This is a genomic window from Pandoraea sp. XY-2 (assembly GCF_004193915.1).
Classification (GTDB): domain Bacteria; phylum Pseudomonadota; class Gammaproteobacteria; order Burkholderiales; family Burkholderiaceae; genus Pandoraea; species Pandoraea cepalis.
Genome location: NZ_CP030849.1, coordinates 1,177,381 through 1,189,997, shown reverse-complemented (window position 1 = coordinate 1,189,997; position 12,617 = coordinate 1,177,381). Strand labels below are relative to the sequence as shown.

The window sequence follows — 12,617 nt, the reverse complement described above, 5'->3', positions numbered from 1 at the left end:
GCCGCCGAACATGTCCAGCAAACCCGGCATCGTTCTGTTCGCCCACGGATCCCGCGACCCGCGCTGGGCCGAACCGTTCGAGCGTCTGCGCGACAAGCTGAGCGCCCGGCGTCCCGACGCCGACGTTCAGCTAGCCTTTCTGGAACTGATGACACCGAACCTCGGCGACGCCGTGGCGACCATGACCTCGAGGGGAACGTTCGATATCACGTTGGTGCCGGTCTTCTTGGGCCAGGGTGGCCACGTGAGGCGTGATCTTCCGGCGCTCGCCGACGCTTGCCGCGTCGCCCATCCCCACCTCGACTTGCGCGTGAGCGCCGCCATCGGCGAGGACGACACAGTGCTCGACGCCCTCGCCGACTATTGCGGCAGGATGATGGACGGCAGTTGAGGGAAATCGCCCCATCTCGGCAGGGCGGCAGAGCATCACCCAAAATGAGAAACGGCGTCACAGTGCACACTGTGACGCCGTTTTTCCTGGACCCGCGTTCGTCAACCACTACCGGCCCCTACGACAACCGCTGACGCTCGCCAGCGCGCGCCGTCAGGCCGCCATCGCCGCCTGCGTCGCCCACTCGTGCAACGACGCGGCATCCGCATGTGCGAACGCCTCGCCGATGAGCAGGACACTCGGCTGCGACGCGTCGAACCACGACGCCGCCAGCCCTTGGCGAACATCGTCCAGCGTAAGGCGCACACGTCGCTCGCGCGATGTCGTGGCGGCCTCCACGATCGCCACGGGCGTCGCTGCGGGCTTGCCGGCCGCGATCAATTCCACTGCAATGCGCTGGGCACTGTCTCGTCCCATGTAATAGACGAGCGAGTCGGCCGACGCCTGCGCCGCGATCTCGGCCGACTCGGGCGCACGGCTTTGCGTGGCGAAGGCCACGCTGCGGGACACGCCGCGCAACGTCAGCGAACGTCCCAACGCTGCCGCACTGGCCAGCGCCGCCGTAATGCCGGGCACGACTTCCACCGCAATGCCTGCCGCCTCCAGCGCGCGCAACTCCTCGTCGGCGCGACCGAACAGCATCGGATCGCCGCCCTTCAAGCGCACGACCAGCGCGTGGGTCCGCGCGTGATCAATCAACTGCTTGTTGATGAAGTGCTGCGCACTCGATTGCTTCCCGCAGCGCTTTCCGACAGCAATGCGCTTGGCCTGCGGGCACAGCGCCAACATCTCGGGTTCGACCAGCGCGTCGTGCAGCACCACGTCGGCCTGAGCCAACAGTCGTGCGCCGCGCACCGTGATCAGATCGGCCGCGCCGGGGCCCGCCCCAACGAGATAGACCTTGCCCGGCGCCGTACCGGTTTGCGAGGAAGTCACCGTCATGATGTCGCCATGGTTCGTGAGGATTGGCGCCGGCCCCATCCGGGGACCGTGCGCCGGGTAACGCAATGTGCAATACGCAATAATTACGCCGCGAGGCTGCGGATCATGCCCGCCGCCACCGTGTGGTGCGTGGCTTCGTCGATCAACACAAACGCGCCCGTGGCCGGGTTCGCGTCATACGTGTCGGCGGCCACCGGCTTCTGCAAGCTCAATTGCACACGGCCGATGTCGTTCATGGCGAGGGTCGCCTTATCCGTGCCGTGCAAGAGCGTGCTGACGTCGAGCACCGTGTCCACGCTGCCGACCTTCACGTACACCGTGCTGGTCGCCTGCTTGAGCAGGTATTTGCGCTGCGGCGCGAGGGCATCCTCATCGAACCAGCACACGTCGGCCGCCAGTTTGCGCGACGGTTCCAGCGTGGAGGCACCCGCCACGAACGTGTCGCCGCGCGACACATCCACGTCTTCCGTCAGACGAATCGTCACGCACTGCCCCGCAAACGCTTCCTCGAGCAAGCCGCGCGGCCCGATGATCTCGGCGACGCTTGCCGTGCGGCCCGCCGGCAGCACGCGCAGCGCCTGTCCGACACGCACCGAACCCGATTCCACGCGCCCCATGTAGCCGCGGAAGTCGTCGGCATGAGCGCCGTCCTGACGCGCCACCAGTTGCACCGGGAAGCGCAGTTCGCCGCCCGACTGCGCGACCGGCAGCGATTCGAGCATGTCGAGCAACGGTTCGTCCTGATACCACGGCATGCGCTCGCTCGCGTACACGATGTTGTCGCCCTTGAGCGCGGAGACGGGCACGAAGCGCACGTCCGCCAGCCCCAGGCGCTGCGCCAGATCCAGATACGCGGCGCGAATGGCGTTGAACGCTGTCTCGCTGTAGTCGATCAGGTCCATCTTGTTGATGGCGACAATGACGTGCTGAAGGCCCAGCAGTTTGACGATGGCACTGTGGCGCTTCGTCTGCGCGAGCAACTCCGTCTGGCCGTTGACTTCGGTCACGCGCGTGGCATCGACCAGAATGATCGCGGCGTGCGCCGTCGATGCGCCCGTGACCATGTTGCGCGTGTACTGCTCGTGGCCCGGCGTGTCGGCGATGATGAACTTGCGACGCGCGGTCGTGAAGTAGCGGTAGGCAACGTCGATGGTAATGCCCTGCTCGCGCTCGGCTTCAAGGCCGTCGGTGAGCAGTGAGAAGTCGATGTCTTCACCGGCGGTACGTTTGTGCTTGGCGCGGGCGATGGCGGAGAGCTGGTCGGTCAACACCGACTTGCTGTCGTACAGCAGACGGCCGATCAACGTGCTTTTGCCGTCGTCAACGCTGCCTGCCGTGATGAAACGCAGCACGCCGAGGTCTTCCAGATGCGGGGTGAGGCTCATGATGTCTTTACTCGCTTGCGTGGCCCCTGGCGCGGCGAATCTGCGCACCCGGCGGGCCGATGTGTCTGTACTTAGGGCGGATGGCGGCCGTTCGGCGCCTTAGAAATAGCCCTGCTTCTTGCGCTGTTCCATCGCGGCTTCCGATGCCTGATCGTCCATGCGGGTGGCACCGCGCTCGGTAATGTCGGTCACGGCCGTCTCGGCAATGATCTCCACCGGGCTCGCCGCCACGCTGGCCACCGGGCACGTGCAACTGATGTCTCCGACGGTACGGAAGCGCACCGACGCCAGTTCGCTCGACTCGTCGTCCTGCTTCGGCGTGAGCGGCGTGACCGGCACGAGCAACCCGTTGCGACGCACGATTTCGCGCTCATGCGCGTAGTAGATCGACGGCAGATCGAGGTTCTCGCGGGCGATGTATTGCCACACGTCCAGTTCGGTCCAATTCGAGATCGGGAACACGCGCAGGTGCTCGCCTTTGTGCAGACGCGCATTGAACAGATGCCACAGTTCCGGCCGCTGCGCCTTCGGATCCCACTGACCGAATTCGTCGCGGAACGAGAAGATACGCTCTTTTGCGCGAGCCTTCTCTTCGTCGCGGCGCGCACCGCCGATCATGGCGTCGTAGCCGTGTTCGGCGATGGTTTCGAGCAGCGTCACGGCCTGCGCCGCGTTGCGCGAATCGTTCTCGCGACGCAGGCGGACCGTGCCGCGCTCGATCGAATCTTCCACGTGACCTACGACCAGTTCGGCGCCGAGCGCCTTTGCGTGACGGTCGCGGAACTCGATCACTTCCGGATAGTTGTGACCGGTGTCGATATGGACGAGCGGAAACGGCAGTACCGTCTTGCGGTTCGGGCCCAGGCCGAAGGCCTTGAGCGCCAGGTGCAGCACCACGACCGAATCCTTGCCGCCCGAGAACAGCAGCGCGGGTTTGCGGCACTCCGCCACGACCTCGCGCAGGATGTACATCGATTCGGCTTCGAGCCAGTCCAGATGATCCATACGCGAGCCGTTGGCTTGCGCGACTTCGTGCATCGCACCCATAGTGTTCCCTTCCTTGATGATTCCGAAATTTCCGTGATTCGATTCGTCACGATGCGCCGCCGCTTGAGGTCGTCACATCGTCATATGTCTTGCCTGTTTGCCTGATCCGCCGGCGCCCTGCCCGATGCCTCAGCGCGACTGCACGGACACCGGGATCTGGCTCAGGTTGCTTGCATGCAATCCGCATTCCTTGCTGTCGCGTGACTCCCACCACCAGCGCCCGGCGCGGCTGTCCTCCCCCGGGCGGATGGCGCGCGTACACGGCTCGCAGCCGATGCTGGGGTAGCCGCGCGCATGCAGCGGGTTCACCGGCACGTCACGTGCCGTGAGATAGGCCCACACCTGCGCTTCGGTCCAGTCGAAGATCGGGTTGTACTTGGCGATGCCCCGCGCGTCGTCGTGCTCGGCGAATGCCAGTTCCTCGCGCGTGATCGACTGCTCGCGTCGCTGGCCGGTGAGCCAGGCGTCGGCGTCGGCCAACGCGCGGCCCAGCGGCTCGACCTTGCGAATCTGGCAGCACGCCTTGCGCAGGTCCACACTTTCGTAGAACGCATTCGCACCGTGCTCGGCCACGTATGTCTCGACGGCATCGGCCTGCGGCGCGTACTGCGCAACGTCGTAGCCATAGCGCAATTTGATCTGATCGAGCATGCCCAGCGTCTCGGCATGCAAACGCCCGGTATTGAGCGTGAAGACGGTGATCGGCAGTTGCTGGCGCAGAATCACGTGCGTAATGAGCATGTCTTCAGCGGCCAGACTGCTGGCAAACTTCACATTGCGATGCGAACCCGCGATGCGGGCGAGGCGCTCGGCCAGCACGGCTTCCATCTCGTCGAGCAGCGCCATGTCCTGAAGCTCGGCATCGGCCCCGTTCGACGGTGTATTGGCTTGCGTGGGTTCCCAGCGGGATTCGTTTCGCATGTCGCGAACTCCTTGTTGTCTGTGGGGGTCAGCCGACCAGCTTCACTGCCGCGAGCGTGAGCGTTGCCGCCAGCGCCCCGCGCACCACGCGCTCGGGCAGATGACGGGTGAGCTTCGCACCCAGCCAGATCCCAGGCAGCGAGCCGATCAACAGACTGCCGAGCAGTGCCCAGTGCACGGTCCCGAGCCAAATATGACCCAGCGCCGCGATGGCCGTCAGCGGCACCGCGTACGCGATATCGGTTCCGGCGACTTCGGCCGGTTCCAACTGCGGGTAAAGCATCAGAATCAGCGTCGCGCCAACGGCACCGGCGCCAATCGAGGAAATCGTAACGAGCACGCCGATCACGGCGCCCACCAGCACGGTGGCCACGACTTGCTTGCGGCCCGTCAACTGCCAGTTCGGGTGGGTGCGCAGCGCCGCCAGCAGCTTGGCGCGGAACAGCAGCGAGAGCACCGTGAGCAGCACCGAGGCCGCGATCGTCAGTTTGATGACATGCAGCGCCGCGTCGTCGATGCCACCCAGGCGCTTCAGGACAACGATCGTCACCAGCGCCGCCGGCAAGGCGCCAAGTGTGAGCCGGCGCACGATGTGCCACTTCACGTGGCCGTGCGAGCGATGCGCGACCGTGCCGAAGCTCTTGGTCACCGCCGCGAAGGCCAGATCGGTGCCGACCGCGACCGGCGCCGCGTAGCCCAGCAGCAGCGTGAGCAGCGGCGTCATCAGCGAGCCCCCGCCGACGCCGGTCAGACCGACCAGCAGGCCGACGCCAAATCCGGAGAGGGGTTCGAGCCACAGCGACATGTATGACGTTCCTGTTGGTGCTTAATGCCTGGCGGGAATAACGTTATCGAAACAGTGGCACCCACTGTAATGAAAACGCTATATACTTCAAACGAATTAAAAATTGTTTGTATATTTTCGAAAGTTATACAAATGAACCTGCACCAGTTCCGCTTCGTGCGCGAAGCCGTACGCCAGAATTTCAACCTGACCGCTGCCGCCAAGGCGCTGTTTACCTCCCAACCGGGTGTTTCGAAGGCCATCATCGAGCTGGAAGAAGAGCTCGGGGTGGACATCTTTGCCCGGCATGGCAAGCGCATCCGTAATCTGACCGAGCCCGGGCGCATCATTTTCGAGTCCGTCGAGCGGATCCTGCTGGAGGTGGAAAGCCTCAAGCGGATCGGCAAGGACTACGCCGCGCAGGATCAGGGCAGTCTGGCGATCGCCACGACGCATACGCAGGCGAGATATTCGCTGCCGCACGCGGTGGCCGAGTTCAAGCGGCGGTATCCGAAGGTGCGGCTCTCGATCCTGCAGGGCAGCCCGACGCAGATCGCCGAAATGGTGCTGCACGATCAGGCGGATCTGGCCATCGCGACCGAAGCGATTGCCGGCTATAAGGATCTGGTGTCGCTGCCTTGCTATCAATGGCAGCACGTGGCCGTGGTACCGCCGGATCACCCGCTGCTGCAACTCCCGTCCGTGGGCATCGAGGATCTGGCGAAATATCCGCTGATTACTTATGACCCCCAATTCGCCGGCCGCGCCAAGATCGATCAGGCCTTCGCGCTGCGCCATGTCCAGCCGGACATCGTGCTCGAGGCGATCGACGCCGATGTCATCAAGACCTATGTGGAATTGGGGCTTGGCGTGGGCATTCTGGCGGGGGTGGCGTTCGATCCCGAGCGCGACCGTAACCTCCGGGCGCTCCAGGTCGGGCACCTGTTCGGCACGAACGTGACGCGCGTCGCCCTCAAACAGGGCGCCTATCTGCGAGGCTACGTGTTCACGATGGTCGAACTGCTCTCACCGATCCTGACTCGCAAACTGGTCGAGCAAGCCTTGCGCGGCGAACACGAGAGTTACGAGCTTTAAGCCCTCCAAGGGGCGTTGGGGAAAAATAGCGCGCGGCACGCCCGGTCACGGGACGTGCCGCGCCCCGCATTCCGGGGTCGGCCCGGCACTATTTTTCTTCGCTGGCCGAACGCATGCGGTGCGGTATGCTTACGCGATTCGATCAACAGGAGACCTCATGCGCTCACCTCTTCGCGGCATCCGCCTGTCGGGCCTGCTGCTTGCCCTGACCCTTGCCGGTGTTGTGACGGCGGCTCGCGCCGATATCACCGTCGGCATCGATCTGTCGTCGACCGGCCCGGCGGCCGCCATCGGTATCGCCAGCAAGAATGCCATGCAACTTTGGCCCGACCATATTGGCGGGCAAAAGGCGCACTACCTCTTTCTTGACGACGGCACCGACCCCGGTACGGCCGTGAAGAACGCGCGCAAATTCATCAGTGAAGACAAGGTCGACGTCATCGTTGGCCCGAACATCACGCCGAGCGCGCTGGCCATGCTCGACCCGATCTCCGAGGCCGAGACGCCGATGATCACCCTGATCGGTTCGGCCGTCGCCGTGGAGCCGCAGGATGCCAAGCGCCGGTGGGCCTTCAAGATGGCCGCGAACGATTCGGCGATGGCCGACGTGATGACGCGCTACATGGCCAACCACGGGATCAAGACGGTGGGCTTTATCGGCTTTGCCGATGCCTACGGCGAGAGCTGGTGGAAAGAGTTCTCGAAGTTTGCCGAACTTCGCAAGATCAAGGTCGTAGCCCAGGAGCGTTTCAACCGCACGGACACGAGCGTCACGGGCCAGATCCTGAAGCTGATGGCGGCCAAGCCTGACGCTGTCCTGGTGGCCGGATCGGGCACGCCCGCCGCATTGCCGCAGCGTACGTTGCAGGAGCGCGGGTATGCGGGGAAGATCTACCAGACGCACGGCATCGCCACGTACGACTTTGTTCGCGTGGGGGGCAAGGACGTGGAAGGCACGCTGTTCCCGACGCAACCGGGCGTCGTCGCCAAGACGTTGCCGGCCGGGCATCCGGCGCGCACGGCGGCGTTGGCGTTCACCAAGCAGTACGAGGCCAAGTACGGCCCCGATACGGTTACGCAGTTCGCCGCGGACGCCTATGGCGTATGGGATCTGCTCAACGATGCCGTGCCGCGCGCCGTGAAGGTGGCGGCGCCGGGCACGCCGGCATTCCGTGCGGCGCTGCGCGATGCACTCGAATCCACGCACAATCTCGCCATTCCGAACGGCATCATGAATCTCAGCCCGAAGGACCACGTGGGGCTGGACCAGCGCGCCAGCGTGATGGGGCAGATCAAGAACGGCAAGTTCGTCTACGTCTCGAATTGATCCCGGCATGACGACCTACACCATCGCGTTTATCGGGCTGGGCGCCATGGGCGGCCAGATGGTTCGTCATCTGATGGCGGCGGGGCATCGGTTGCATCTCTACGCGCGCCGGCCGGAGGCTGCGGCCTCGTTTGTCGCGCAGGGCGCGCAAGCGTTCGCGACGCCGGCACAGGCGGCCGCCGATGCCGACTTCGTCGTGACCAATGTCACGACGACACAGGACGTAGAGGCGGTGCTGCTCGGGCCGGACGGCGTGGTGCATGGGGCGCGCCCTGGCACGATCTGCGTGGATCACAGCACGATTTCGGCAGAGGCGACGCGGCGCATGGCGGCGCGTCTGGCGCTTCAAGAGATCGCGCTCGTCGACGCGCCGGTGTCCGGTGGGCCGTCGCGCGCGGCCGACGCCTCGCTGTCGATCATGGTCGGCGCGTCGCCTGACGTCTTCGAGAAGGTCAAACCACTGCTGTCGGTGTTGGGCACGACGATCACGCATGTGGGCGACGTGGGGGCGGGTCAGGTGGCGAAGGCGTGCAATCAGATCGTGCAGGTGATCAATATCCAGGGCATTGCGGAGGCGATGCTGTTCGCGGCGCGCAACGGCGTGGATCAGGACAAGGTCATCGAAGCGATTTCGCAGGGGCTGGCGGGCAGTCGAATGCTCGACATGATGGGGCCGAAGATGGCCCATCGCGACTTTGCGGCGGGCATTGAAGCGCGCTTGCACGACAAGGATTTCGCGATGATCCTGGACGCCGTGGCCGACGCAGGGCTCTCGCTGCCGGCGCTGTCACTGGTGAAAGCCCAGCTGACGGCGCTGATGGAGCGCGGCTGGGGGCATGACGACACGTCGTCGCTGCTGCGCGTGCTCGAGAGTCAACAGCAAGTTCATTGAACACCGACGGGGGCGGGCTTGTGGCCGCGAAGAATTTCGGTCATAATCTCGCCTTCGTCCGGTGAGCCGTTAGGTTCATTGAACGAGTCGCGCTGCGGCACCGCTCGGTGAACGCACACCTGCCCAGGTGGTGAAATTGGTAGACGCAGGGGACTCAAAATCCCCCGCCGCAAGGCGTGCCGGTTCGATTCCGGCCCTGGGCACCACAAGCGCTATATCCCGCAAGGCTTTCCCGGTAGTTTGGCGTAATTTTGGCGTAACGCCATCTCATCAGTCCGAGAAAGGATTCGCGCCTTGCATGGATTCCATGACATGCAAGACCTATATCGCGCGAAATCCATCACAGTCGGCAGACACGACGCCTCCCCAGCCGTGATTCCCTGCCGCGCCGCTTAGTCATCACACATCGACGCAAACGCCTATGGGTGCTTTGCACATCCGAATCCCGTTAGACCGGATTCAGCCCCCGTCGCCCCTCAAGCACTGCCGCCACATTATCCAACGCGGTGAAACCCATCTGGTCACGCGTCTCGATCGTTGCGCTCGCCATATGTGGGGTGAGAAATACGTTGTCCAACGATGCGAAGCGGGCATCGACATTGGGCTCATTTCGATACACGTCGAGACCCGCGCCGAAAAGATGCCCCGACGTCAACGCGCCGTAAAGTGCGTCTTCGTCCACCAGGTCGCCACGCGCCGCGTTCACAAAGACCGCGCCCTTCGGCATGAGATTGAACTGATGCGTCGTCATGAGCGGCGAGCCGCCACCGGGAACATGCAGCGAAACCACCTGGCAATGCGGCAGCAGTTCCTCGAGGCTTGAATAGAACACCGCCCCGTTCTCCAGCGCCGGCGATGCCCGCTGGATGTCGGTGTAAGCCACGTTCATGCCAAATGCCTGAGCGCGCTTTGCGACCGCTCGCCCGATACGTCCGAAACCCACGATACCAATCGTCTTTCGATTGACGCGCGTGCCCAGCATGTCCGTCATACCGAATGACTTCCCCCACCCGGCCCGCATAATCTTTTCGTATTCCGAAGCTCTTCGACTTGCCGCCAAAACCAGCAACATAGCGAAATCCGCCGTGCATTCTGTCAATGCGTCGGGCGCGTTCGTCACGACGATACCTCGCTCGCGGGCGAACGCCACATTCATGTGATCAACGCCCGCGCTGGCGTTGGCAATAATTTTCACGGTGGGCGGCAACGCGGCGATGTGCGCTTCCTGCAAGCCTGACTTCTTTCCGATCAGAACAGCCGGCACGTCGTGCGTCTTGCAAAAATCCACCACCGCCCATGCGTCCATATCAGACTCGGTCACGTAGGCGTTGAACTCCGACAATGCACGGCTCGCCACAGCTTGTGGCACTTTTCGCGCGATCAATAGTTTGGTGCGACTGCTTTCCGACATGATCTTTCCTCAAAGTAGACGGTCGCACACAGACTACGGAACTCGCTCGCGCGAGGTCAATGTTGATTGAATCAATCAACCCCAGAACTGCCCCAAACGCGCTCCCCAATCGCATCCCACCACGGGACCGCCCCTGCACATCTGGCGTCTCAGGAAAACCCTGAGGAACCACCGAGTGGCTGCGCGTCCGGATGTTGATTGAAAGAATCAAGATTGCCCGGCAGTCTCGGCCGATGCCATTCTCGGCTCGTGACTCAACGAGAAAAGGTAATTTCATGTCGACTTCGAAGAAGTTCGCCGCCGTCACAGGTGCCGGTTCCGGCATCGGTCGAGCGGCCGCCATCGCCCTCGCCGCTTCCGGATTTACCGTCGCGCTGATGGGACGCAGAGATGAGCCCCTGCGCGAGACCAAAGCGGCCATCGAGGACGCCGGCGGAGACGCGTATGTCGTGGCGGCCAATGTCGCCGATGAACGGTCCGTGGAAGCGGCGTTCGCTCAAATTTCGCGCGAATTCGGGCGTCTTGACGTCCTCTTCAACAACGCCGGCCGCAACGCCGGCGCCGTGGCCCTGGAAGAATACGCGCTCGATTTCTGGAACGATGTCGTGGCAACCAACCTGACGGGCGTCTTCCTGTGTGCGCGAGCCGCCTGGCGCATCATGAAGAATCAAACGCCGCAAGGTGGACGAATCATCAATAACGGCTCTCTCTCGGCGCACTCCCCTCGCCCCAATACCATCGCCTACACGGCCACCAAGCACGCCGTGTCGGGCATCACAAAATCGTTGGCGTTGGACGGCCGCCCATACCGCATCGCCTGCAGCCAAATCGACATTGGCAACGCGGCAACGTCGCTCACCGAGCGGATGACGCGTGGCGTCCTTCAGGCCGACGGCAGTACGGCGCCCGAAGCGCGAATCGACGTCTCTCATGTCGCGAACGCGGTCGCACATATCGCCAGCCTGCCGCTCGAAGCGAACGTTCTGAACATGACCATCATGGCCACCACCATGCCCTTTGTAGGCCGCGGATAACCCGGCACGACCTGCCCCACAAAAAATTCGCCACAGGCAGGCACCTGATCAGGAGACATCGATGAAATTTGCAGAGGAACAACACCTGTCATCGCTCGATACCGCTTCGCGCGATATCGCGGCAAGACCGTCAAAAGTCAGATACGTCGTGCTATCGATGTTGCTGGTCGCGACGATTCTTAACTACGTCGACCGATCCGCCCTCGGCATCGTCGCCCCAAGCCTTTCAAAAGATCTCGCATTAAACAAGATGCAGATGGGCGAGCTGTTCGCCGCCTTCGGTCTCGCATACTCCATGGCCTTGCTGCCCAGCGGCATCCTTGCCGACGTGCTTGGCTCACGAATTGCCTATGCGCTGTCGCTCGTGGGATGGTCGCTCGCGACGGTGACGCAGGGCTTGGCCAACGGCTATCACATGCTGCTCGGGTCCCGGCTAACGATGGGCGCGCTCGAGGCCCCCGCGTTTCCGTCGAATGCTCGCGCGGTGACACTATGGTTTCCCACGCAGGAGCGCGGATTCGCAACTAGCGTCTACGTGATGGGACAGTACATCGGAACGCCCATTTTCACGGGCCTTCTGCTGTGGATATCGGCCACCGCGGGGTGGCGTTCCGTGTTCTTTGTGACCGGAGGCTTCGGGATTCTTTTCAGTGTGATCTGGTTCTGCGCATACCGTGATCCGTCGCGACATCGCTGGGTGAACAAGGCTGAACTCGAATACATCAATGAATCGCACACGCCGTGCGCACCGAAGCCACGGGAGAAGTTCAACTGGCGGATGGCACTCAAACTGCTCGGGTATCGCCAGATTCTGGCCATTTGCCTCGGCAAGTTCTGCAACAACACGATACTGGTCTTTTTCACCACCTGGTTCATGACGTATTTGGCCGAGGCGCGTCATATGTCGATGATCAAGGTCGGGATTTTTCAGGCACTCCCGTTCTTGGGCGCAACGCTTGGCATCCTCATCGCGGGCTGTCTCTCGGACTTCTTTATTCGTCGTGGCGTCTCCCTCTCCGCCGCGCGCAAAGCACCGCTGGTCATTGGAACGCTGCTCGGCTCATCCATCGTCCTGGTGAATTTCGTGGAATCGAACGCGTGGGTCATCGCCATTCTGACCATCGCCTTCTTTGCGCAAGGTGTCGGGTCGATGTCCTGGGCCGCCGTGTCCGAGATTGCTCCCCGCCAGTACGTCGGCCTCACCAGCAGCATCACGAGCCTCGCCGCCAACATTGCTGCCGTGACCACTCCGCTGATGATCGGTTACGTCATACAACGCACGGGACAGTTTTACTGGGCACTGAATCTGATGGGCGCTATCTGCCTGCTCGGGACGTTTTCGTATTCCGTTCTCCTGGGCAAGCTCTCCAGAATCGAGCTTTGACCGC

At 63.1% G+C, this 12,617-nt stretch carries 12 protein-coding genes and 1 tRNA gene; 7 read left to right on the top strand and 6 right to left on the bottom strand.

Annotation, left to right across the window (positions count from 1 at the left end; translation table 11 throughout):
* Positions 1 to 10 precede the first annotated feature (10 nt).
* Positions 11 to 391, top strand: coding sequence for a sirohydrochlorin chelatase (locus DRB87_RS05535; RefSeq protein ID WP_130025173.1), 381 nt, complete (start codon positions 11 to 13; stop codon positions 389 to 391).
* 153 nt (positions 392 to 544) lie between these two features.
* On the opposite strand, the gene cobA is transcribed toward DRB87_RS05535, so the two are convergent.
* From cobA to DRB87_RS05510, 5 genes are all read right to left on the bottom strand, one after another.
* Positions 545 to 1,333 carry a uroporphyrinogen-III C-methyltransferase gene (gene cobA / locus DRB87_RS05530; protein ID WP_130025172.1) on the bottom strand — a complete coding sequence of 263 codons (789 nt, stop codon included), beginning with the start codon at positions 1,331 to 1,333 and terminating at the stop codon, positions 545 to 547.
* Between the two features lie 83 nt (positions 1,334 to 1,416).
* Complete coding sequence (locus DRB87_RS05525) at positions 1,417 to 2,718, bottom strand: sulfate adenylyltransferase subunit 1 (RefSeq protein WP_130025171.1); 1,302 nt, start codon at positions 2,716 to 2,718, stop codon at positions 1,417 to 1,419.
* 99 nt (positions 2,719 to 2,817) lie between these two features.
* On the bottom strand, positions 2,818 to 3,765 hold the full coding sequence (gene cysD / locus DRB87_RS05520) for a sulfate adenylyltransferase subunit CysD (protein ID WP_017235586.1): 948 nt from the start codon (positions 3,763 to 3,765) through the stop codon (positions 2,818 to 2,820).
* A 129-nt stretch (positions 3,766 to 3,894) separates the two neighbouring features.
* A complete protein-coding gene (locus DRB87_RS05515; RefSeq protein ID WP_130027739.1) occupies positions 3,895 to 4,611 on the bottom strand; it encodes a phosphoadenylyl-sulfate reductase in 717 nt (238 codons plus the stop codon).
* Positions 4,612 to 4,714: 103 nt separating this feature from the next.
* A complete protein-coding gene (locus tag DRB87_RS05510; protein WP_130025170.1) occupies positions 4,715 to 5,491 on the bottom strand; it encodes a sulfite exporter TauE/SafE family protein in 777 nt (258 codons plus the stop codon).
* Between the two features lie 132 nt (positions 5,492 to 5,623).
* Here DRB87_RS05510 and DRB87_RS05505 point away from each other — a divergent pair, with 132 nt between their 5' ends.
* The 4 genes from DRB87_RS05505 (at position 5,624) to DRB87_RS05490 (ending at position 8,990) form a co-directional block, all read left to right on the top strand.
* Positions 5,624 to 6,565 (top strand): CysB family HTH-type transcriptional regulator, encoded by a 942-nt coding sequence (locus DRB87_RS05505; RefSeq protein ID WP_130025169.1) that lies wholly within the window; start codon positions 5,624 to 5,626, stop codon positions 6,563 to 6,565.
* Between the two features lie 157 nt (positions 6,566 to 6,722).
* Complete coding sequence (locus DRB87_RS05500) at positions 6,723 to 7,892, top strand: ABC transporter substrate-binding protein (protein WP_130025168.1); 1,170 nt, start codon at positions 6,723 to 6,725, stop codon at positions 7,890 to 7,892.
* A 7-nt stretch (positions 7,893 to 7,899) separates the two neighbouring features.
* Positions 7,900 to 8,784: an NAD(P)-dependent oxidoreductase gene (locus DRB87_RS05495; RefSeq protein WP_130025167.1), complete on the top strand. Its 885-nt coding sequence runs from the start codon at positions 7,900 to 7,902 to the stop codon at positions 8,782 to 8,784.
* 121 nt (positions 8,785 to 8,905) lie between these two features.
* Positions 8,906 to 8,990: transfer RNA gene (locus tag DRB87_RS05490), tRNA-Leu, on the top strand.
* Between the two features lie 242 nt (positions 8,991 to 9,232).
* On the opposite strand, the gene DRB87_RS05485 is transcribed toward DRB87_RS05490, so the two are convergent.
* A complete protein-coding gene (locus DRB87_RS05485; protein WP_130025166.1) occupies positions 9,233 to 10,195 on the bottom strand; it encodes a D-glycerate dehydrogenase in 963 nt (320 codons plus the stop codon).
* 275 nt (positions 10,196 to 10,470) lie between these two features.
* Here DRB87_RS05485 and DRB87_RS05480 point away from each other — a divergent pair, with 275 nt between their 5' ends.
* Both DRB87_RS05480 and DRB87_RS05475 read left to right on the top strand, forming a co-directional pair.
* Entirely contained in the window at positions 10,471 to 11,229 is a 759-nt protein-coding gene (locus DRB87_RS05480) for an SDR family oxidoreductase (protein ID WP_130025165.1), read from the top strand.
* 61 nt (positions 11,230 to 11,290) lie between these two features.
* Entirely contained in the window at positions 11,291 to 12,613 is a 1,323-nt protein-coding gene (locus tag DRB87_RS05475; protein WP_130025164.1) for an MFS transporter, read from the top strand.
* Positions 12,614 to 12,617: the final 4 nt, after the last annotated feature.

Excerpts from the sequence above, each read along its gene's own strand:
- DRB87_RS05535 (WP_130025173.1), top strand. The coding sequence starts at position 11 with ATGTCCAGCAAACCCGGCATCGTTCTGTTCGCCCACGGATCCCGCGAC.
- cobA (WP_130025172.1), bottom strand. The coding sequence starts at position 1,333 with ATGACGGTGACTTCCTCGCAAACCGGTACGGCGCCGGGCAAGGTCTAT.
- DRB87_RS05525 (WP_130025171.1), bottom strand. The coding sequence starts at position 2,718 with ATGAGCCTCACCCCGCATCTGGAAGACCTCGGCGTGCTGCGTTTCATC.
- cysD (WP_017235586.1), bottom strand. The coding sequence starts at position 3,765 with ATGGGTGCGATGCACGAAGTCGCGCAAGCCAACGGCTCGCGTATGGAT.
- DRB87_RS05515 (WP_130027739.1), bottom strand. The coding sequence starts at position 4,611 with ATGGCGCTGCTCGACGAGATGGAAGCCGTGCTGGCCGAGCGCCTCGCC.
- DRB87_RS05510 (WP_130025170.1), bottom strand. The coding sequence starts at position 5,491 with ATGTCGCTGTGGCTCGAACCCCTCTCCGGATTTGGCGTCGGCCTGCTG.
- DRB87_RS05505 (WP_130025169.1), top strand. The coding sequence starts at position 5,624 with ATGAACCTGCACCAGTTCCGCTTCGTGCGCGAAGCCGTACGCCAGAAT.
- DRB87_RS05500 (WP_130025168.1), top strand. The coding sequence starts at position 6,723 with ATGCGCTCACCTCTTCGCGGCATCCGCCTGTCGGGCCTGCTGCTTGCC.
- DRB87_RS05495 (WP_130025167.1), top strand. The coding sequence starts at position 7,900 with ATGACGACCTACACCATCGCGTTTATCGGGCTGGGCGCCATGGGCGGC.
- DRB87_RS05485 (WP_130025166.1), bottom strand. The coding sequence starts at position 10,195 with ATGTCGGAAAGCAGTCGCACCAAACTATTGATCGCGCGAAAAGTGCCA.
- DRB87_RS05480 (WP_130025165.1), top strand. The coding sequence starts at position 10,471 with ATGTCGACTTCGAAGAAGTTCGCCGCCGTCACAGGTGCCGGTTCCGGC.
- DRB87_RS05475 (WP_130025164.1), top strand. The coding sequence starts at position 11,291 with ATGAAATTTGCAGAGGAACAACACCTGTCATCGCTCGATACCGCTTCG.